Here is a 20,068-nt window from a genome sequence, read left to right as displayed (position 1 = left end):
CCACATCGGTATGCCCTTGATCAGTGCTCACTCAACTATGACAGCACTTTCTGGGACCTGCTTCGAAGAAAACTGGACACTTCCTGAGAGTTCACCGATAACCGCGCGCCGGGAACCGTGGTGGACTGGGTATCAGGTGAACCATAGAATCGATGCAAGTGTCTGCCCGCCCGAAAGGGATCTGACGGGACGGGACGAGCGCAGCGGATCATCTTAGATGCCACGACGAACCTGAGGACAAATTTTATGCGGTTGAAGACCAAGCGGCTAGGTGCCGTGGTGGGTTTGAGTGTCACAGCACTGCTGGGATCGGCTACGGCTGCCTCCGCCGTGCCTCCGGTGACCATCCCGCCGGGACAGTTCGTGGTTGACGACGCCGGTGTCCTGGGACCGGACAGCGAGGAGGTCCGCAGCGCCATCACCGAAACCCGGCAGGAGTCCGGTTACACCCTCTTCGTGGTGTACGTGGACGAGTTCACGGATCCTTCGGACCCCACGGAATGGGGCAACCAGGTGGTCGCGCAGCGCAACCTGGGTGAGCGCGAAGCCCTGCTCAGCATTGCCACGGAAAGCCGGCTGATCCAGGCTTCGGCACCCGCGGATACCGTTCTCACTGAACAGCATGAGACGGCAATGGTGGAAGCAGCGACGGACGCACTCTTCGGCAAGGAAACCATCACTTCGGAAGACTGGGCGGCTGCAGCGGTCAGCGCCGCCGATGCCCTCGAATCCGGACGCAGCGGAAGTTCCGACGGCAGTACCTCATCTTCGGGTGGCGTGAGCCTCGCACCGCTGTTCCTCTTTGGAGGAATCATCCTGCTCGGCGGCGGGGCTGCGTTCCTGTTTGTCCGCAGCCGCAGCAAGGGCGCCGTCACTGCGGGCCGGGGCCGGGAGCAGGAGGCACCCCCCACCGATCCCCTCGACGAACTGAGCGTGGCGGATCTGCGCAAGCGTGCCGGCAGCCTGCTGGTGGCAGCCGACGACGCCATAAAGTCCAGCGAGCAGGAGCTGTCCTTCGCGATGGCATCCTACGGGGACGATGCCGTGAAGACTTTCACCGAGGACCTCGCGGCGGCAAAGAACCACATGAGCGAGTCTTTCAAGATGCAGCAGCAGCTCGATGACCATATCCCTGATACCGAAGCCCAGCAGCGGACCTGGCTGAAGGACATCATTCGGCGGTGCGAGGCGGTGAACTCTTCGCTGCAGGCGCACAAGGAGGACTTCGACAAACTGCGTGAGCTCGAAAAGAATGCGCCCGCTGCCCTGGCCGAAGCGCGCCGGAACGCACAGGCAGCTGCAGGCCGCCTGGACGCAGCCCGCAGTTCCCTGGCCGAGCTTCGACAGCGGTACTCGGACGCGGCCCTCGCCCAGGTTGCCGACAACGTCGAGCAGGCCAGCCAACGGCTGGAGTTTGTCGACAACGCCGCAGAAGCTGCCTCCGCAAAACTCGAGGAAGGCGACACGGCTTCGGCAGTGGTCGCTGTCCGTGCCGCCGAAGAAAGCGTGCACCAAACCAACGTGCTGCTGGACGCCATCGAAAAAACCGGCCGTGAACTCGACTCCGCCCGCGATGAACTGCAGCGCGCGGTGGCCGATGCCCGGCAGGATCTGGCCCAGGCACGGGCCCTGGCCGCCTCCGAGGCAACCAAGGCCTGGCCGGGCCGGTCGCCGGCGTCGAGGCGGCACTCTCCGCCATTGACAGCGAAGCGGCTGTCAGGAACAACCCCGTTGACCTGCTGAGGCGTCTGGAGAAGGCCAACGCCCAGCTTGACGGCGCCCTCGAAGGAATCCGCGACCGGCAGGAGCAGGAACGCCGTGCCAGGGACTCCCTGCAGCACGCCGTGATGTCCGCCCAGGCGCAGATTTCCGGAACGGCCGACTACATCCGCGCCCGGCGCGGCGGTGTCGGCAGCGAGGCCCGGACCCGTCTCGCAGAGGCAGAGCGCAACCTTCAGCAGGCCATCGCCCTGCAGTCATCGGATCCCGTCAGCGCCCTCGCCTACGCACAGCAGGCCAACGCCCTGGCAGCCCAGGCAGCCGATATGGCCCAGCAGGACGTCGACGGCTTCGGCGGCGGATTCGGCGGCGGGGGCGGGGGCGGCATGTACGGCGGCCGCGGCGGCGGCTCCGGCCTCGGCGGTGCCATCCTCGGCGGCATCCTTATCGACTCCATCCTGCGCGGCGGGGGTGGCGGCGGCGGCTGGGGCGGCGGCGGCTTCGGCGGTTTCGGCGGCGGTGGCGGCGACTTCGGCGGGTTCGACGGCGGCGGCGGCAGCTTCTAGGCACAGGCTCGAGTTATGGCTTCCAAATTCTTCAACAGGTTCACATCCAAAAACCGAAAGGCAGACACCGTGGTAAAGCAGTCAATCTTTGGACGTATCACCCAGCTGGCCAAGGCCAACATCAACGCCATCCTGGACCAGGCCGAAGATCCGCAGAAGATGCTGGACCAGATGGTCCGGGACTACAGCAACAACATTGCCGAGGCGGAGAGTGCAGTTGCCCAGACCATCGGCAACCTGCGCATGCTCCAGGATGATTACAACGAGGACATCCAGAATTCCCGCAACTGGGGCAACAAGGCGCTGGCTGCATCACGGAAGGCAGACGAGTTCCGTGATGCCGGCAATACCGCCGACGCGCAGAAGTTCGACAACCTGGCGAAGGTGGCCATCCAGCGGCAGATCGCAGCGGAAAACGAAGCCAAGGGTGCCGAGCCCACGATCGCTTCACAGGAAGAGATCGTGGAGCGGCTGAAGACCGGCCTGGACCAGATGAAGGGCAAGCTTAACCAGCTGCAGAGCAAGCGCGATGAACTGATTGCGCGTTCCCGCAACGCACATGCGCAGACGCAGATGCACGAGGCCATGAAGAGCATCGACGTCATGGACTCCACCTCGGAAGTCGGCCGCTTCGAAGAGAAGATCCGCCGCGAAGAAGCGCGCGTGCGTGGTGCAAACGAACTGGCTGCTTCCAGCTTGGACGCCCAGTTCGAGAGCCTTGAGGATCTGGGCGAGCAGACTGAGGTTGAAGCCCGCCTGGCCGCCCTGAAGAGCTCCGGCTCGGGACAGTCCGCCATCGGCCAGAACTAAGCACCATCAGCGCCGTTTGCCGGCGCTGACCACTGACGGGCGGCATTCCCCTGCGGAAGTGCCGCCCGTAGTCTTTTTCAGCGGCTCTTCTCGGCGTTCGCCCGTCCCGGAGCAGGCGCTGAGCTGATCCCCCGGCGGCGAAGGGCGCACCGCCGGAGCGTCAGCGGCTGCAGGACCCACAGAACGAGGAGCACCAGGCCCAGGCCGACACCCACGGCGGTTCCGCTGACGCTGCCGACTACCAGGTCGAAGACGAGGCCAAGGGTGCCGATGGTGGTCAGGCCCACGAGGATAAGAATGATGCGAAGAAGAATGTCGCTGTAGCGAATCAGATCAGGCTTAATCCGGCGGTGGAAGAAGCTCCGGTGCATGACAACCGTGGACATCAGCACGGCGGTGGTCAGCGCCGACACCACCACCAGGGACAGGTACACGATGACCTGCGCGCGGGACAGCGCAGCGAACCGCTGTTGGAACGGAAGGGTGAGCAGGAACCCCGCCAGAATCTGCACACCGTTCTGCAGCACGCGCAGTTCGTTCAGGAGATCCGTCCAGTTGTGGTCGATTCGATCCGGTGAGGATTCAGAATCCCGGCGCGCTCTGGCCCGCTCCGCTCTGGTCCGCTCGTCCCTGGCGCGCTCCACCTTGGCGCGGTCCGCCTCGGCCCGGTTCCTCTTGGGCCCCCGATGTCCGGCTGCGGGATCGCCGGCAGGCCTCTGATGGTCACCTCTGCGAGCCGGCCCTGCCCGATTGCCCATGCCGCGAGTCTATTAGCCGCAGCGCCGGGGAGCAGGGGGGAAGCCCCGAACGCAGAAGATCCCGGTTGACATTTCTGTCAACCGGGATCTTCCGGTACATCCGTGTTGCATGGTTGCGGGGGCAAGATTTGAACTTGCGACCTCTGGGTTATGAGCCCAGCGAGCTACCGAACTGCTCCACCCCGCGGCGTGATAGTTAACTCTACCCGCCGCGGGGAGCAGCCGCAAATCGGTTGCGGCTGCGTCAGCTGCTAGTCGCCCTGGGCATCCTCCGTGGGGGCGGGAGTTGCACCTTCGGTGGCACCGGTGGTCCCCTCCTCGGTCCCCCCGGCCGCCTCGTCCATGGCTTCCTGCGCGGCGATGGCCCGCTCGATGGCGGCGTTGAGCTTGTCCTGCGCCGCACCGTAGGCGGCGAAGTCGTTGGCTGCCAGCGCTGACTGCCCCTCCTGGATGGCGGCCCCGGCATCGTCCAGCGCTGCGGCGAGGTCGGCCTCGGCAGTGGTGTCGCCCGGCACTTCCCCGGTTCCGGGATCGGGGGTCTGCCCGACGTTTTCAGAGTCACCGGTGATGGCACCGGAGTCGCCGCCGAAGACCTGGTTGAGGGCCTCATCCAGCGTCGGCGCGAAGCCGACCCTCTCACCGAAGTTCACCAGTACGCGCTGCAGCGTCGGATACGACGCATCACCGGAGGACTGTACGTAGACCGGCTGCACGTAGAGCATGCCGCCTCCGACAGGCAGCGAGAGCAGGTTGCCGTTGATGACCTCGGAGGCCCCCTGCCGCAGCAGGTTCAAGGCGTTCGACACCGTCGGATCCGAGTTGAACCGGTTTTGTGCCTGGCCCGGACCCGGCACCACGGTGTCGGTGGGAAGCGAGAGCAGCCGGAGCTTGCCGTAGTCCTCGCTCTTGACGCCGTCTTCGCCGGTCCCGGCATCCGCGTCAGCCGAGAGGAAGCCGTACAGCACGTTGCGGGCTTCGTTGTTGGGGGCCACAAACGGAATAAACGGGGTGGTCAGGGAGAACGCCGTGTCGTCCTGGCCCGGCATCTGCAGGGACAGGTAGTACGGCGGCTGCTTGACCTCGGAGTTGGCGACCGTCGGGTCGTTCGGGACGCTCCACGCGTCGTCGTTCCGGAAGAACGAATCAGCATTGGTGACGTGGTACTTGCCCAGGAGCTCACGCTGAACCTTGAACTGGTCCTCCGGGTAGCGAACGTGCGCCATGAGATCCGCTGACATCTCGCTGTAGGGCTTGAGCGTGGACGGGAAAACGCTCTGCCAGGACTGCAGCAGCGGGTCCTCGTCATCCCAGGCGTAGAGGGTCACCGAACCGTCGTAGGCGTCAACGGTGGCCTTGACCGCATTGCGGATGTAGTTCACCTGGTCCGCCGGCAGTGCCGCCGCTCCCGTGGTCAGGGAATCAGTAGTTGCGGCCTGCAGCTCCTGCTGGGTGGAGTATGGGAAGTACTGGCTCGTGGTGTAGCCGTCAACGATCCACTGCACCCGGCCGTCAACAACTGCGGGGTAGGCGTTGCCGTCCACCGTGAGGTACGGGGCAACCTTTTCCACACGCTCGCGCGGATCGCGGTCATAGAGGATCTGGGATTCTTCGTTGACCGCATCCGCGAGCAGGATTTCGGTGGACTGGAACTTGATGGCGTAGACCAGCTGGTTGAACAGATTGCCCACGCTGGGTCCGCCGTCGCCGTCGAACGTTGTCTGGGACTCGGTGTCGGAATCGCCGGTCTGCGGGCGGTCGATTTCCTGCGGCGGCGCCCTCCGGGGCACCCACCACTGAGTATTCCGGCGAGGATTCGCCGAAGTAGATCCGGGGTTCATAGTCCCCCAGGACGCCGCTGGACGGAATGCCGGACTCCATGAAGCTGGGCTTGCCGTCGGCCTGGACGGTGGAGCCGCGGGCGGCAACCACTCCGTAACCGTGGGTGTAGAGAATGTGCTCGTTGACCCACCCGTCGGGCACGCCGTCGGTGTTCAGTTCGCGCACGGCGATGACGGTGTCCTGGACTTCGCCGTCAATGTCGTACCGGTCAACGTTGAGCGTTTCCGGGAACTGATAATACTGCCGGAACTGCTGCAGCTGGGAGAAGGCCGGCGAAACGACGTTCGGGTCCAGCAGGCGGATGTTGGAGGTGGTGCCGGAGTCAGCGGCCAGGGCGCCGGCATTGGCCTCAACCGTGGCTTCGTAATCAATCAGCTCGGTTTCGTCCAAGCCGTAGGCCTCCCGCGTCAGCTCAATGTTGCGCTGGATGTACGGAGCTTCCCTGCTCAGTTCGGAGGGGCGCACCTGGTACTGCTGCACGATCCAGGGGTAGACGCCGCCGGCCACGATGGCCGTGATGATAAGCATGGCCGTGCCGATGATGGGCAGGCGCCACCGGCCGATGACCGCTGACACGATGAACAGGATGGCCACGATAACGGAGGCCACGGTGAGGATGGTCTTGGTCGGAATGACAGCTTCAACGTCCGTATAGAGGGCGCCGGTCCAGGTTCCGGAGGTACTCAGCAACGTGTCGTAGCGGTCCAGCCAGAAATTTGCGGCTTGAAGCAGCAGGAAAGTTGCAGCTATGACGGCAATGTGGATGCGCGCCTGACGGGACGTGAAGATGCCCTTTTCCTCGAGGCGGATGCCGCCGTAAAGGTAATGCGTCAGCAGGCCGGCGATCCCGGAGATGACCACCACGCTGATGAGGAAGCCGATGATGAAGCCCAGGAACGGCAGCTGGGTGAGGTAGAAACTGAAGTCCAGTCCGAACTCGGGATCCTGCTCGCCGAAGTTGCGGCTGTTGAAGAACAGGAGGGCCTGCTGCCACATGGACATGGCTGCCGTACCGGCAAACCCGCCGACGACGACGGGGATGCCGATCATCAGGAGCTTGCGGACCGGTTCCAGCTGGGCCTGGTAGCGGTTCAGGTTGTCCTGCAGTGCACTGTCAGGGGCGTACACGGGACGTGAGGAGTATGCGACCCTAATGCTCAGGAAGACGCATGCGGCCATCACGATGAACGCGCTGAGGAACATGGCGATCCGCGTCAGGTTTTCCTTGACAAAGACTTCAAGGTATCCCAGCTGGTTGTACCAGAGGACGTCCGCATAGACCTGCGAAAAGTACACGAAACCAATCACAAGGACTGCCACCACGATCAGCGTGGCGATCAAGGGGCTTGGTCTGCGCCGGTTGCCGGGACGGGTGCCCGTGCTGGGGCTTGGTCGGGAAAATGGGCCGTTTGGTCCGGAAGTCACTGTTACCTCATCGTTCGGTACGTCGGTCCACGGCGCCTGCAACCGGTACTACAGGACATTTTCTTGTCCCCTTTGCAAGTTGCCGTGCATTTCTCATTCTGCCTTGTCTTCCTTGCAAGGGCCACCTGCCCCGCCTTTGCTGAAGAACCTTTTCACGATCGTGATGGGCGGCCGGGCTGTTCCGGCGTCCCGCGGACCCGGCCGGCGCTGTCCGGCGGGCGGCTGCCGTCCCGGCGCGCGGCTACTCCGCGGAACACTGTGCAAGCTCCTCCGGACTGGTACCGGCGGCCAGGGCATCGACGGCGGTCCGTGCCTCGTCCAGAGTGGCAACGCGCACAACGCCGAGCCCCTCCGGTATGTTTCCGACCACTTCCCCGCAGTTTTCCGCGGGCGCCAGGAAGAACTCGGCGCCGGCGTCGGAGGCTCCCGTCATTTTCTGTGCTATACCGCCGATCGGGCCCACATTTCCGGCTGAATCGATGGTTCCGGTACCGGCGAAGTGCCGGCCGCCGGTCATGCCGCCGGGTGTCAGCCGGTCAACAATCCCGAGCGCGAACATCATGCCGGCGGACGGCCCGCCGACGTCGTCCAGGGCAATGCTGACCTCGAAGGGAAATTCAAAACTGGTGGCCAGGAAAATTCCGAGCTGATAACTCCCCGAATCCGCGGCGGCCGGAGTCACGGTTCCGGTTTGTTCCTGCCCGTCCCGGCGGAACTCGACCTCCACCGGGGCACCGCCGCCCGCCTCCAGCTCGCGGCGCAGCGTTTCGATGCCGTCGATGGCCGTCCCATCCACGCTGATCAGGGTATCCCCCGCTTCAAGCACCCCCTCGGCCGGTGAGCCGTCCACGAGTTCGGCCACGGCCAGGTCCTCGGTGAAGGGAATGTCCAGTTCCCGCAGCGCCGCTGCCACTGCTGCTTCCTGGGACGACGTCATGGCGGCGGCGTTTTGTTCGTCGATGTCTTCTCCGGTCGTTCCGCGGGGGTACACAAATTCCTCCGGAACAACGGCGTCTTCCGGGTTCAGCCATGCCCCAACGGCTTCCAGGAAACTCATGGTCGAGCCGGGTCCGCCGGCCACGTAAACGGTGGTCAGGTCCAGCTCGCCGTCGGTGGGATAGGTGGGCGCGCCCTCGATCTCTATCAGCGGCGTGTCTTCGCCGCCGGCGGCCACGGTGCCCACCGTGTTGAATGTGGGACCCGGTGACTCCACCACGTACGGGGTCGGCAGGAACACGGCAGCGGCTCCCAGCACCACGGTCAGCGCACCGGACACCGCCAGCGCCCGGGAACGGGGGTCGCGGCGGGGAGCGGAAAAGGGGCCGGTTCCTGAAGCCGGCGCCGGAGATGCATCCTGTCCCGGAGGCGGAACCGCCGGCCCGTTGCCGGGAACGGAAGGGTCGTGCTGATGGTCTGAGGGGCGCAAGTGGCCAACCCTTTTCTAAAGGTGGGAACCCGAGGCAGCTCACTTGAGGCTGAAACGGCGAATACTGGCACCCAGCTTAGCGTGCAGTGCCTTTGCCGCGGGTGTTTGCCGGGCCGGGGCGCTTTGCCGTCAGCGAACGAGACGGTCAACGCGGGACTTACGTCACCGGCTGCCGGTAACGTAAGGAAGCCACGGACCGTTTTCGGCGGCACGTGGTCCGGAGCAGCCGGGACCGCCATGCGGCTGACTGCTCCGCGTAATGCACGTCAATCTTCCACAGGACCGGTGGTATCCATGAGCTCCAACCCTTCCGACCCGGGCGAGACGCCCCAGGATCCGCTCTCCGAGATGCTTGCCCGGCTGTTCGGCGGAGCAGGCGCCGGCGGCATGGATCCGCAGGAACTGGCGAAGGCGGCAGGACTGCCGTCCGACCCCAACGCCATGGCCATGATCTTCCAGCAGGTCCAAGCCATGTTTAGTGCCCCCTCGGACGGTCCGGTGAACTGGCAGCTCGCCAGGGACAATGCCCGCCGGGTGGCTGCCACGGACAGCGACCCATCGGTGCTGCCGGCACAGAGCCGTGAAGTGGACGAGGCGCTGCACGTCGCCCAGCTCTGGCTGGACCCCGTCACAGATTTCGCGTCCACCTCGGCGCTGGGCCGGGCCTGGAGCCGGGCGGAATGGGTCGAAGCCACGATGGATTCGTGGAAACGGCTCACCGAACCGGTTGCGGTCAGCATTTCCCAGGCCCTCTCGAACGCCATCAGCACGCAGATGCCCGAAGAAATGAAATCCATGATGGGCGGAGCTTCGTCCATGCTCGCGAATATGGGCGGCGCCATGTTCGGGATCCAGCTAGGCCAGGCCGTGGGCGCCCTGTCCAAGGAAGTTGTCAGTTCCACCGACATCGGGCTCCCCCTGGCGGGCGGGACCATGGCCCTGCTGCCGGCCAACGTGGCAAAGTTCGGCGAAGGCCTGGACGTCCCGGAGACGGAAATACGGCTGTACCTCGCCGTCCGCGAAGCCGCACATGCCCGGCTTTTCACCCACGCCCCGTGGCTGGCAAGCCACCTTTTCGGTGCCATCGAGAGCTACGCCCGCGGCATCCACATCGACATGTCCAAGATCGAGGAAGTGGCGCGGGACCTGGACCCGTCCAATCCCGAATCCATCCAGGAGGCTCTGTCCGGCGGTGTGTTCCAGCCCGAGCGCACAGCGGCGCAGGATGCAGCGCTGGAACGCCTCGAAACGGCCCTGGCACTCGTAGAGGGATGGGTTGACGAGGTCACTGCAGCGGCAACGGCGAACCTTCCATCAGCCGGCGCACTGCGGGAAATGATCCGCCGCCGGCGCGCAAGCGGCGGCCCGGCCGAGCACACCTTCTCCTCGCTGGTGGGGCTGGAGCTTCGCCCCCGCCGGCTCCGCGATGCTGCCGCCCTGTGGTCGCAGCTGCGCGAGGAGCGAGGCATCGAAGGCAGGGACGCCGTTTGGGAACATCCGGACCTCATGCCCACCTCCAAGGACCTGGATGATCCGCAGGGCTTCAGCAAGCGGCGTGAGCTGCTGGATGCTTCCGATTCCGACGTCGATGCTGCCCTCGAGCGGCTGCTGAACGGCGGGTTCGATACACCGGAGTCCGACGCCGGCGAGCCGGAGGGGAACGACGACAGCGGCGGTCCGGCAGGGAACCCGGACAGCGGCAACGGTTCCGGCGAGGGCGGCGGTTCCGGAGACGCGGACGGCGACGGTTCCAGCGGCGGCAAGGGCGGACCGCCCCGGTCCTAGCCGCAGGGCTATGGCAACTACGGCCCCGGCAGCATTTTCGCTGCCGGGGCCGCAGCGTTATCTGCGGTTAGGCGCCGTCTTCAGCCGGGCCGCCGGCCGGACGGCCCTCTTCGGCGCCCTCATCCTCCTGCATCGGGCCCTGCAGCCCGCGCGAGCTGGCAAAGGCCGCTCCCTGCAAGTACGCCTTGGCGGTTTCAGTGTGCGGATAGGACTCCAGCAACCGCCAGAAGGCCGGTGAATGGGATGCCTCGATCAGATGGGCCAACTCATGCAGCAGGACATAGTCGATGACCCAGCCGGGCATGCCCTGCAGCTTGTCGGACAGCCGGATGGTGCCGCGTGCCGGGGTTGCCGACCCCCAGCGGGAATTCTGGTTGGTCACCCAGCGCACCGACCGGGGCGCTGCGGCGCCGTGCAGGTACCGCCGCGACAGTTCCGCGGCCCGGCCGGCGAGTTCACCCGCTGCGTCCTGCGGATCCGCCTGCGGAGCGGCGGTGCGCTGCTCCAGCCGGGCGACCATGCGCCGGACCCAGTCCGCTTCCTGGGCCTTCGTGAAATGGCCGGGAATCGAGATGACGGCTTTCCCGTCCCGGAAGGCGGCGTTGACGGTACGGCGGCGTTTGGCGGAGCGGCGCACTTCGATGGGAATCCCGGCGCTGGTCACCGAGGGAACACCGGCCGCGGCGGCAGGAACAACCGCGGTGTCCGCCGGCGCGGCCCGCCGCGGGAGGGGTTTCGAGCGGTGCATTTCTCCAGAAGGCATGCATTAAGCCTAGGGGAACCGAGGTGCCTGGCCTGCCCCTGTGGATAACCCCGGCCCCGCCGAACGGTACGTGCCAAGATGGCTTCGCAGGCCGTCCCTATACGCAGGAGGTTTCCGATGCGGATCAATCCCGGACTCCATGTCCTGGCGCTCTCGGCTTCGGCCCGGCAGTTCGGGCTGGGCCCGGATGCCCTGGTCCTGCGGGGACTGCGGGAAAGCGACCTTGCCTTTCTCTCCGCCCTTCGCGACGGCCTCCCCGACGGCTTGGAAGCGTCCGAAGGACGCCGCCATGATGTTCCGCCGCAGCGGGCGCGGGCCCTCACCCAGGCACTGTCCCCGGTACTCCTCCCTTTCCGGACACGGCCGGCCAGGCCGAGCCCGCGGTTCCGGCACTGCGCCTGGAACGCCTGCGCCGGGACAGTGACCGGCTCTCGGCTGCGTACGGCTTGAACGGCTCCGTCATCCTTCGGCGCCGCTCCCGCTCCGCAGTTGAAATTAACGGACTCGGCCGCATCGGGTCGGTGCTCGCCCAAACCCTGGCCGGCGCCGGGGTGGGAACCCTGGTGCTGTCGGATCCGGGAGTGGTCCTCCCGTCCGATGTGGGGCCGGGCTATCCCCTGACGGATCAGGGGATGCACCGTGCACAGGCGGTCAAGCGGCACATTTTCCGGCTGGATCCCACCGTTCAGGTCCTCCTGTCCGGCGGTGTCGAAGGTTCCGGCCCGCGGCGGTCACACGTGGATTTGGCAGTATGGGTGGGTACACCGCCTATTGCGGGACGCACGGCGGGAACCCAGGCAAGTGAACAACCCCATCTCGCGGTCACTGTCCAGGAAGCCGGCGTCGACGTCGGTCCGCTGGTTGTTCCCGGCCTGACACCATGCCTAGAATGCCTGGACCGGCAGCTGGCCGACGGCGACAGCACCTGGTATACCGCGGCGGAAGCGCTGGGACGGCAGCACTTCGATGCCGCGCCGGCGGGAGAGGAAACCTCCGGCGCGGTTGTCGCCGCCGGAGTTGCCGCGGGGCAGGTGCTCGCGTTTTTGGACGGCGTAGTCCAGCCGGCCACCTGGTCGGCTGTGCTGGTGCTGCGGGCTGCGGACGGGTACGTCGGACCTAAACAGCTATCCTTCCATCCGGACTGCGGCTGCCGGCTGCAGCAGCAGGGTTCTCCGGCCCAGGCGTCCTGAGAAATTGCCCTAGTTATCCGCCAGCACCCGCAAAACGGCCTCACCATAGCGTTCCAGCTTCGAGGGACCAACGCCGGGGAGGGTGGCCAGCCGGTTCAATGACGGCGGGCGGTCCTCGGCGATGGCCACCAGGGTGGAATCGGTGAAGACGACGAAGGCCGGGACGCCGGCTTCGGACGCCGCTGCACGGCGCCATTCCCGCAGGGCGTCGAAGGTGCTTTCCTCATAGGTCACCGGGCACTCGGCACAGCGTCCCACCTTGCGTTCGGATCCGGTGGTCAGCAGCGTGCCGCAAACCCGGCACTTGGCCGGGCCGGCGGCCTTGCGGCGTGATGCCGCCTTCGGCGCCGTTGGGCGCTGTGCGTCGCGGGCCGTCTGCGGGCGCAGCCCGTCCAGGAAGCGGGACGGCTTGCGGTTCGCCCGGCCGCCGGGGGTCCGGGCCGTGGACCAGGACAGATGTAAATGCTCCCGGGCGCGCGTGATCCCCACATACAGGAGCCGCCGCTCTTCATCCACGGCCTCGGGGGTGTCCGCGAAGGAAATCGGCATCAATCCCTCGCTGAGCCCGACGAGGAACACTGCGTCCCATTCCAGGCCCTTGGCCGAGTGCAGTGACGCCAGGGTGACACCCTGGACGGTGGGAGCGTGCTGGGACGCGGCCCGCTCGTCAAGCTCGGCAACAAAATCTATCAGGGTAAAGATGGAATCGGGATCCTGCGTTCGCGCGGTGTGCAGCTCATCGGCCAGTGCCACCAGCGCCGCCAGCGACTCCCACTTTTCCCGGACGGCGCCGCCGCCGGCCGGCGCCTCGGGGCTGTAGCCCAGGGACACCAGGATGTCACGGACCAGCTGCGGCACCGGATCGTTGCCGACCGCCCTGGATGCCGCCCGGAGCTGGGCGATGGCGTCACGGACTTCGCGCCGGGCAAAGAACCGCTCCCCGCCGCGCAGCTGGTATCCGATCCCGGCGGAGGTTAGCGCCTGTTCATAGGCCTGGGACTGTCCGTTGGTACGGAACAGGATCGCAATTTCGGCCGGCTGCACGCCGTCGCCAATCAGTGCCTTGATGCGTTCGGCCACAGAGGCTGCCTCGGCGTCGTCGTCCGCGCATTCGGTGAAGGTGGGCTCGGGGCCGGCGGGGCGCTGGGCAATGAGTTCCAGCGGCTTGGGCCAGGGCGGGGCAAACCGCGAGCGCTCGCCTTCGGCGGTTCGGGCGGCGAGGATCCGGTTGGCCAGCCCCACCACCTGCGGCGTGGAACGGTAGTCCCGCACCAGCTTGACGATCGGTGCCTCGGGAAAACGCGAGGGGAACCCCAGCAGGTGCTTGGACGTGGCACCGGTGAAGGAGTAGATGGTCTGGCTCGAATCGCCCACCACGCACAGCTCATCCCGGCCGCCCAGCCACAAATCCAGCAGCCGCTGCTGCAGCGGAGAGACGTCCTGGTACTCGTCCACGACGAAGTGCCGGTACTGGTCCCGCACGGTTGCCGCCACCCGGGCGTCCTCCTGCAGGATGCCCACGGTAATCAGCAGGACATCTTCGAAGTCGATGACGTTGCGGTCCACCTTGACGTCTTCGTAGGCCTGGAAGATGCGCGAGATGGTGATGAGGTCGAAACCGGCCGGGGCGTCACGGCCCTTGGCCGCGGAAACATAGCTTTCCGGAGTGAGCATGGAGACCTTGGCCCACTCGATTTCGGCGGCAACGTCGCGGATTGCGGCGCGGTCGGTGGACAGGCGCAGGCGGCGGGCGGCTTCGGCAATGAACTGCGCCTTGTGGCTGAGCAGATCCGGGAGCTGTCCGCCGACTGTCTGCGGCCAGAAGTACTGCAGCTGCTTGAGCGCTGCAGCGTGGAAGGTCTTCGCCTGCACCCCGCCGGCACCGAGATCCCGCAGCCTGGTGCGCATTTCCGCCGCTGCCCGGGCGGTGAAGGTCACAGCGAGCACGCGCTGCGGCTTGTAGACGCCGGTGTGTACGCCGTAGGCCATGCGGTGCGTAATGGCCCGGGTCTTGCCGGTGCCCGCTCCGGCGAGTACGCAGAGCGGCCCGGTCAGGGACGTCGCGACTTCGCGCTGTTCATCGTCCAGTCCGGCAAGAATCCGTGCCTCCGCGGAGTTACCGCTCATGCCCGGTCCTCGGGCTCCGGTTCGGCGATCGGCCCTCCGTACCAGCGTTCGATCAGGTTCCGGGCGATGGAGATGCCGCTGGCGATGGTGATTTCGCCGCCGGCAACGGCATCGCGCAGCTCGTCCGGGTAAACCAGCGGACGTCGGAAATTTCGACGCCGTCGTGCACCGCCGCTGAGGGGTTCTCGGTTCGGGCGGTGAAGCCCAGCATCAGCGAACACGGGAACGGCCAGGGCTGAGACCCCAGATACTGCGGCGAGTGGACCACCAGCCCGGATTCCTCGGCGACCTCGCGGATGACGGCCCCCTCAAGCGACTCTCCGGGCTCCACGAACCCGGCGAGCGTGGAGTAACGGTTGCCCTTCCAGGCTGCGGCCGAGCCAAGCAGGATGCGGTCCTCGGGGTCGGTCACGGCAACGATGATGGCCGGATCCGTACGCGGAAAGTGCTGGCTTCCGTCCTCGGTGCAGCGGCGGACCCAGCCGCCCTGCTCCGGCACTGTGGGGGCACCGCAGCGCGGGCAGTGCGTATGCACGGCATGCCAGTTGGAGACGGCCGCAGCCTGCACGAACAGGGCGGCGTCGAGCTCGCCGAGCAGGACTGCGACCTCCCGCAGCGATGCCCAGCGGGCTCCGCCGGTTTCCAGCAGCGGGTCTTCCTCCCCGAGGGTGACCAGCACGACGTCGGTGCCTTCCGGTTCCTGTGCCGGTGCCAGGGTGCGGCCCAGGTACACGGGGGCGTCACCGAATCCTGTCTCGGCACCGGATGCCAGCACAACCTCGGTGTCGTTGATGAGGGCCTTGCCTCCGGCCATATACATCACGCGGGTACCCGGGTTGGCGCGGATCTGCTCGAACAGGTCCGCCGCCATGCGCCGGTCCGATCCGCGGTCAACTGCGGTACGGGCCAGCGGCAAAATTCCAAGAGGGGGTACAACTGCTACCGGTACTGGGCTGCTCATGCCTCTACCGTACTGACTCGCACCCCCAACCTGTAGTTGGAACAGGACCGCGTGCCCGGGCTGAGTTATTGCTCACGCATCCGGCGACTCGCCGCCAGCCTATGGTTATTAGGAACACATCTACCTCTACGGTTGAAGATGTGAAACGCACCCCCATGGAATTGGCCGCAATGGCCAGCGCCGCCGTCCCCGGGCTGGCCCCCACCGGCGTCGCCGGCTCCCCCGACGACGCCGCGGACTTCGACGCCGCCGTGCTGGTTGACGAAGCAGGAAAACAGTGGCGGGTACGCTCCCCCAGGCATGTTGACGCCAGCATGAGGCTGGAAACGGAACTCCTGGTACTGCGGGCTTTCGTGCCGGCAGTACGGGCAGAGCTTCCGTTCGCTCTTCCGCACGTGGCCGGAACCGTCCGCCAGGGTGACCTGTGCACCTTTGTCTACTCCCATCTGCCCGGCTCCACGCGGGATATTGATTCCCTGGTCGCTGAAGGCGGAGCGCTGCCCGGAGAAGTCGGCCGGGCCATGGCCGCCATCCACGGCCTGCCGCAGGACCTGGTGAACGACGCCGATTTGCCCAGCTACTCGGCCAACGAATTCCGGCAGCGCAAGCTCAACGAACTGGACCAGGCCGCCACCACCGGCAAAATTCCGCCGGTGCTGCTGCGCCGCTGGGAGCATGCCCTCGAGGACGTTACGCTGTGGCGTTTCAATCCCTCGGTGGTGCACGGGGATCTGCACGAAGACAACCTCCTGGTTTCCAACGGACGGATCAGCGCGGTCACCGGCTGGACGGATCTTCGCATCGGCGACCCGGCGGATGACTTCGCCTGGCTGGTCGCCGCCAACGACCCCGCCTTTACCGAGGCTGTGCAGGCGGCATACAACGCTGCCCGCACCGAAACGCCTGATCCGCACCTGATCCGCCGGGCAGCGCTCTCCGCCGAGTTCGCCCTGGCGCAGTGGCTCGTGCGCGGCGTTGCCGCCGAGAACCCGGTGATGATCGCCGAAGCCGAGGAAATGCTGGCCACTTTGGAAGCAGACATCCTGGAGCAGGACGCCGCAGCAAAGGCCGAGGCAGCAGCAGCCGCAGCTGCCGCCGAGAGGGCTGCTGTCGCCGCGGCAGAAAAACCGCGGCAGTAAACGCCGACACCGCCTCCACCGCCGCCCCGGCCTTGGTGCTGCCGGCTTCTCATCCGGCTCCGGCCAAGAGCCCCACGGTCAGCGGTACGGTGAGCGCCGGATCCTCACGTGTCACTGTCACCCCCATTGCAGCTGACCCGGTCGCTCCCGCGGGAGCGAAACCGCCAGTCACCGATGAGACCGGCGCCATCGCGGCGGTTACGGTCCTGACAGAGGGCCCCGGGCACGGAAAAGCTCAACGGAGCGTCCGGCAAAGGGAGAATCAGCCCCGGGAAAGCCGCAGACGCCCGGACCCGAAAAGAAGAAGCCCGGACCGCTGGACAAGAAGCAGTCCAAGCAGCAGCCGTAACGGACGCATGAGAGGGCAGTCGCCCCTCCCGCCCGGCACCTGCCTCTTATCTGTTCCGGCCAAGCCCCGCTTCGGTGAAGACACGGGTTTGCAGGCTGACCCCGCCTGCCCTCCCTCCGCGCCCATTCCTCCTGCTTCCCTGCCCAGCGCCTCTCGCCTCCCGGCCCCTCCTTCTTCCCGGCCCCTCCTTCCTCCCGGCCCCCTTCCTCTCTGCCTCCCGGCCCCCCTTCCTCCCTGCCTCCCGGCCCCCTTCCTCCCTGCCTCCCGGCCCCCTTCCTCGCTGCCTCGCTGACTCTTGTCTGCTTGCCATTTGGCCGGCCCGGTTCTATGGTTAGTTACACCACCAACCAACCAACCAACCGGATAAGGCGCTTCGCCGGTCCGCTCTGAGTGAACCGAGGCAGCTCATGATCCGCAGGCTCCCGTGAACGTTTTCGATGACACCCGCCCCATCTTTGTGCAGATAGCCGAGCGCATCGAAGGGGACATTTTGGCTGGTGTCCTCCCGGAGGAAACCCAGGTTCCCTCCACCAATGAATTCGCTGCCTTTTACCGGATCAATCCGGCGACTGCAGCCAAAGGTGTCAACCTGCTGGTCGACGAGGGGCTTCTGTATAAACGGCGCGGCATCGGAATGTTCGTTGCGCCCGGAGCCCGCGCCGTCGTGCTGACCAAGCGGCGTGAACAGTTCTACCGCCAGTACGTACAACCCGTCGCCGATGAAGCGCGAAAGCTGGGCATCGGCGTCGAGGAATTATCCGAGCTCATTCACCGCAGTGCCGTCGAACACGAAGGGACCCCGGCACCATGACCGTCGTAGAAACCCGCAACCTCACACGCCGCTACCGAGATCAGCTGGCGCTGGACAATGTCACCCTCTCTTTGGCGGCCAACCGCATTTACGGCCTGCTGGGCCGCAACGGAGCCGGAAAAACCACTCTGATGTCCATCCTCACCGCACAGGAGTTCGCCAGCTCCGGGGACGTCCGGATCTTTGGTGCACATCCCTTCGAGAATGAGCAGGTCCTCTCCCGGATCTGCTTTGTCCGCGAGTCGCAGAAATATCCTGATGATTTCACCATCCGCAACGCCCTGGATGCAGCGGCGCTCTTCTTTCCGAACTGGGACAGGGACCTGGCGGATGTTCTGTTATCCGACTTCCAGCTCCCCGCTCCGAAAAGCACCGGATCAAGAAACTCTCACGCGGCCAGCTCTCGGCCGTCGGAGTCATCATCGGTCTGGCGTCCCGCGCCGAACTGACATTTTTTGACGAGCCCTACCTCGGTCTGGATGCCGTGGCGCGTCAGCTCTTCTACGACCGGCTGCTGACCGACTTCGCCGACCATCCCCGGACCATCGTCCTTTCCTCCCATCTGATCGACGAAGTGGCAAACCTGCTGGAACATGTGATCGTCATCGACCATGGCCGCATCATTATGGACGACGAGGTGGAAGCCATCACAGGATCCGCTTTCGCCGTTGCCGGCTCCTCCGCCGCAGTGGAGAAATTTTGTGGTGAACGGCCCGTGCTGCACCGGGATTCGCTGGGAGCACTTGCCTCGGTAACAGTGGACAGCACACTAACCGCGGAGGACCGTGCGCTCGCGCGGACTCTGGGGCTGGAGCTTGCGCCGGTCTCGCTGCAGCAGCTGATTGTCCGGAGAACCCTCAAAGCAAATGAAGGCCCCGGTTTCCGGGACGATGCCGACAACCAGAATCTGGAGGTGCTGCGATGAACCGGCCGCTGGCAGTGGCTCGCATGCAGCTGCTCAACAAATGGATTTTCCTCGGAATTCCAGCGATCATCCTCGTCTCCTCCACGCTCATCGCAGTGGCGATTCTGGCGGTTATACCTGACACCGGCGGCATCCGGATGGCGCTCTCGGGTCAGGCCGTCATGTGGTATTTTCTCGGCATCGGGGTGCAGGCGCTGACCCTGACCTTTCCGTTCTCACAGGCCATGAGCGTCAGCCGGCGCTCTTTCTACATTGGAACCCTGGGCCTGTTCGCAGTAATGGCCCTGGGACTCGGTGTGCTCTACTGGCTCCTCGGCTTGGTGGAGGAGGCCACCAACGGGTGGGGCGTGAACGGCGCCATCTTCGCGATTCCCTGGATCGCGGAGTCTGCCTGGTATGCGCAGATCCTGCTCTACTTCGCACTGTCGACCCTGCTGTTTATGTTCGGCTTCTGGTTTGCCACGGTCTACAAGCGGTGGCGCACCACCGGCCTGATAGTTGCCCTTATAGGGTTCGCAGTGATTCTTTTGGGGGCCGTGGCATCTGCAACCTGGACGGACTCCTGGGCAGCCGTGGGAGCCTGGTTTGTCCAGCTGACACCTCTCACACTGACAGGCTGGCTCCTGCTGGGCGGCGCAGTGCTGGCGGCGGGTTCTTACGGGACCCTTCGCCGGGCCACTCCCTGAGCAGATCCGTTCTCCTGCAGGCAGAGCAAAAATGCCGCCGTCCTCTTCGGGCCGGCGGCACTTCTGTGGTCAGGGATCAGTCCCGGACCGGGGAGTTGGCCGCGCGGATGATGTCCTCGAGTTCCTTTTCCCCCAGCAGGTTGAAGGGACGGATCAGCTTGTCCGCCGCCACGTAGTAGAAAGCCGCGTTGACCTTCTCCAGCGGCACTTGCTTCAACCGTGCCCACGCCAGCCGGTACACCGCCAGTTGCACTGCCCTGACGTCCAGCTTGTCTTTGGAGGGCGGAGCTCCTGTTTTCCAGTCGATCAGGTCCCACGTACCGTCGGCGTCCTGGAAGACGGCGTCGATGCGGCCGCGCACCACGACGGCGTCCACGCGGGTCTCGACGGGCACTTCGATGAAGGCCGGAGTCCGCTGCGCCCAGGGGGATGCCTCGAAGGTGGCGATCATTTCCTCCAGCTGGTAAGCCTCGTCCACGTAGGCGTCGGCTGCTCCGGGGTGTTCATCGATGTCCAGCATCCCGCTGGTCCCGAAGAACTCCTCGACCCAGGCATGGAAGGCCGTGCCCTTGCGTGCGGCCATGCCCGGCTCCCGCGGAACGGGCGCCGCAGCTGCCGGGTGACCTCCTCCGGATCATCTTTCAGGTCAACCAGCAGGGAGGCGGAGATATGGGCGGGCAGTTCAACCTCCACCACCTGGTTCGGCGGATGGTGCCGGGCCAGGACCAGCTCCACTTCCCGGGCCCAGCGCGTGGGCTCAAACACCCCCGGAGAGGACTCGTGGGGGCC

At 65.8% G+C, this 20,068-nt stretch carries 15 protein-coding genes, 1 tRNA gene and 2 pseudogenes; 10 read left to right on the top strand and 8 right to left on the bottom strand.

Annotated elements, in window-relative coordinates:
- Positions 1 to 246 precede the first annotated feature (246 nt).
- From OL239_RS05805 to OL239_RS05800, 3 genes are all read left to right on the top strand, one after another.
- Positions 247 to 1,743: a TPM domain-containing protein gene (locus tag OL239_RS05805; RefSeq protein ID WP_329609360.1), complete on the top strand. Its 1,497-nt coding sequence runs from the start codon at positions 247 to 249 to the stop codon at positions 1,741 to 1,743.
- A gap of 104 nt (positions 1,744 to 1,847) precedes the next feature.
- Positions 1,848 to 2,285: a hypothetical protein gene (locus tag OL239_RS19390; RefSeq protein ID WP_329609359.1), complete on the top strand. Its 438-nt coding sequence runs from the start codon at positions 1,848 to 1,850 to the stop codon at positions 2,283 to 2,285.
- Positions 2,286 to 2,354: 69 nt separating this feature from the next.
- Positions 2,355 to 3,095, top strand: a complete 741-nt coding sequence (locus OL239_RS05800) for a PspA/IM30 family protein (protein ID WP_268911088.1) — start codon at positions 2,355 to 2,357, stop codon at positions 3,093 to 3,095.
- A gap of 77 nt (positions 3,096 to 3,172) precedes the next feature.
- Here the strand turns inward: OL239_RS05800 and OL239_RS05795 are convergent, their stop codons facing one another.
- The 4 genes and pseudogenes from OL239_RS05795 to OL239_RS05780 form a co-directional block, all read right to left on the bottom strand.
- The gene (locus OL239_RS05795) at positions 3,173 to 3,739 is read right to left on the bottom strand and encodes a DUF6328 family protein (RefSeq protein ID WP_268911678.1); all 567 of its coding nucleotides are present in this window, start codon (positions 3,737 to 3,739) and stop codon (positions 3,173 to 3,175) included.
- A gap of 224 nt (positions 3,740 to 3,963) precedes the next feature.
- Positions 3,964 to 4,040, bottom strand: a tRNA-Met gene (locus OL239_RS05790).
- 64 nt (positions 4,041 to 4,104) lie between these two features.
- Positions 4,105 to 7,033, bottom strand: a pseudogene (locus OL239_RS05785) (UPF0182 family membrane protein).
- Positions 7,034 to 7,358: 325 nt separating this feature from the next.
- On the bottom strand, positions 7,359 to 8,543 hold the full coding sequence (locus OL239_RS05780) for a YlbL family protein (protein ID WP_268911087.1): 1,185 nt from the start codon (positions 8,541 to 8,543) through the stop codon (positions 7,359 to 7,361).
- A 294-nt stretch (positions 8,544 to 8,837) separates the two neighbouring features.
- On the opposite strand from OL239_RS05780, the gene OL239_RS05775 reads away from it, so the two are divergent.
- A complete protein-coding gene (locus OL239_RS05775; RefSeq protein WP_268911086.1) occupies positions 8,838 to 10,328 on the top strand; it encodes a zinc-dependent metalloprotease in 1,491 nt (496 codons plus the stop codon).
- Positions 10,329 to 10,395: 67 nt separating this feature from the next.
- Here OL239_RS05775 and OL239_RS05770 read toward each other — a convergent pair whose 3' ends face one another.
- Positions 10,396 to 11,091, bottom strand: coding sequence for a M48 metallopeptidase family protein (locus tag OL239_RS05770; RefSeq protein ID WP_268911085.1), 696 nt, complete (start codon positions 11,089 to 11,091; stop codon positions 10,396 to 10,398).
- A 117-nt stretch (positions 11,092 to 11,208) separates the two neighbouring features.
- Here OL239_RS05770 and OL239_RS05765 point away from each other — a divergent pair, with 117 nt between their 5' ends.
- Both OL239_RS05765 and OL239_RS05760 read left to right on the top strand, forming a co-directional pair.
- Positions 11,209 to 11,541, top strand: coding sequence for a hypothetical protein (locus tag OL239_RS05765; protein ID WP_268911084.1), 333 nt, complete (start codon positions 11,209 to 11,211; stop codon positions 11,539 to 11,541).
- A complete protein-coding gene (locus OL239_RS05760) occupies positions 11,538 to 12,281 on the top strand; it encodes a ThiF family adenylyltransferase (RefSeq protein ID WP_268911083.1) in 744 nt (247 codons plus the stop codon). Before OL239_RS05765 ends, OL239_RS05760 begins: the two co-directional genes overlap by 4 nt.
- A gap of 9 nt (positions 12,282 to 12,290) precedes the next feature.
- Here the strand turns inward: OL239_RS05760 and OL239_RS05755 are convergent, their stop codons facing one another.
- Positions 12,291 to 14,408 (bottom strand): ATP-dependent DNA helicase UvrD2, encoded by a 2,118-nt coding sequence (locus tag OL239_RS05755; RefSeq protein ID WP_268911082.1) that lies wholly within the window; start codon positions 14,406 to 14,408, stop codon positions 12,291 to 12,293.
- A gap of 52 nt (positions 14,409 to 14,460) precedes the next feature.
- The gene (nudC, locus tag OL239_RS05750) at positions 14,461 to 15,279 is read right to left on the bottom strand and encodes an NAD(+) diphosphatase (RefSeq protein WP_329609358.1); all 819 of its coding nucleotides are present in this window, start codon (positions 15,277 to 15,279) and stop codon (positions 14,461 to 14,463) included.
- 230 nt (positions 15,280 to 15,509) lie between these two features.
- Here nudC and OL239_RS05745 point away from each other — a divergent pair, with 230 nt between their 5' ends.
- The 4 genes and pseudogenes from OL239_RS05745 to OL239_RS05730 all read left to right on the top strand — a co-directional run bounded on the left by OL239_RS05745 (position 15,510) and on the right by OL239_RS05730 (position 19,279).
- Positions 15,510 to 16,508 carry a macrolide 2'-phosphotransferase gene (locus OL239_RS05745; RefSeq protein ID WP_329609357.1) on the top strand — a complete coding sequence of 333 codons (999 nt, stop codon included), beginning with the start codon at positions 15,510 to 15,512 and terminating at the stop codon, positions 16,506 to 16,508.
- Between the two features lie 773 nt (positions 16,509 to 17,281).
- A complete protein-coding gene (locus tag OL239_RS05740) occupies positions 17,282 to 17,668 on the top strand; it encodes a GntR family transcriptional regulator (protein WP_268911081.1) in 387 nt (128 codons plus the stop codon).
- Positions 17,665 to 18,593 (top strand): annotated as a pseudogene (locus tag OL239_RS05735) (ABC transporter ATP-binding protein). Before OL239_RS05740 ends, OL239_RS05735 begins: the two are co-directional and overlap by 4 nt.
- Positions 18,590 to 19,279 carry a hypothetical protein gene (locus OL239_RS05730; RefSeq protein WP_268911080.1) on the top strand — a complete coding sequence of 230 codons (690 nt, stop codon included), beginning with the start codon at positions 18,590 to 18,592 and terminating at the stop codon, positions 19,277 to 19,279. The pseudogene OL239_RS05735 and the gene OL239_RS05730 overlap by 4 nt, the downstream one beginning before the upstream one ends.
- Before the next feature lie 76 nt (positions 19,280 to 19,355).
- Here OL239_RS05730 and OL239_RS05725 read toward each other — a convergent pair whose 3' ends face one another.
- Complete coding sequence (locus tag OL239_RS05725; protein WP_268911079.1) at positions 19,356 to 19,862, bottom strand: RecB family exonuclease; 507 nt, start codon at positions 19,860 to 19,862, stop codon at positions 19,356 to 19,358.
- Positions 19,863 to 20,068 lie beyond the last annotated feature (206 nt).

Origin of the sequence: Arthrobacter sp. ATA002, from assembly GCF_026898095.1 — a bacterium.
Lineage (GTDB): Bacteria > Actinomycetota > Actinomycetes > Actinomycetales > Micrococcaceae > Arthrobacter_B.
Note: the sequence above shows the minus strand (reverse complement) of the source record. Positions and strands in the feature narration are given on the sequence as shown.

What these genes read in the sequence shown, in the direction of transcription:
- OL239_RS05805 (WP_329609360.1), top strand. Translation starts at nt 247, where the DNA reads ATGCGGTTGAAGACCAAGCGGCTAGGTGCCGTGGTGGGTTTGAGTGTC.
- OL239_RS19390 (WP_329609359.1), top strand. Translation starts at nt 1,848, where the DNA reads ATGTCCGCCCAGGCGCAGATTTCCGGAACGGCCGACTACATCCGCGCC.
- OL239_RS05775 (WP_268911086.1), top strand. Translation starts at nt 8,838, where the DNA reads ATGAGCTCCAACCCTTCCGACCCGGGCGAGACGCCCCAGGATCCGCTC.
- OL239_RS05770 (WP_268911085.1), bottom strand. Translation starts at nt 11,091, where the DNA reads ATGCCTTCTGGAGAAATGCACCGCTCGAAACCCCTCCCGCGGCGGGCC.
- OL239_RS05765 (WP_268911084.1), top strand. Translation starts at nt 11,209, where the DNA reads ATGCGGATCAATCCCGGACTCCATGTCCTGGCGCTCTCGGCTTCGGCC.
- OL239_RS05755 (WP_268911082.1), bottom strand. Translation starts at nt 14,408, where the DNA reads ATGAGCGGTAACTCCGCGGAGGCACGGATTCTTGCCGGACTGGACGAT.
- nudC (WP_329609358.1), bottom strand. Translation starts at nt 15,279, where the DNA reads ATGGCGGCGGACCTGTTCGAGCAGATCCGCGCCAACCCGGGTACCCGC.
- OL239_RS05730 (WP_268911080.1), top strand. Translation starts at nt 18,590, where the DNA reads ATGAACCGGCCGCTGGCAGTGGCTCGCATGCAGCTGCTCAACAAATGG.
- OL239_RS05725 (WP_268911079.1), bottom strand. Translation starts at nt 19,862, where the DNA reads ATGGCCGCACGCAAGGGCACGGCCTTCCATGCCTGGGTCGAGGAGTTC.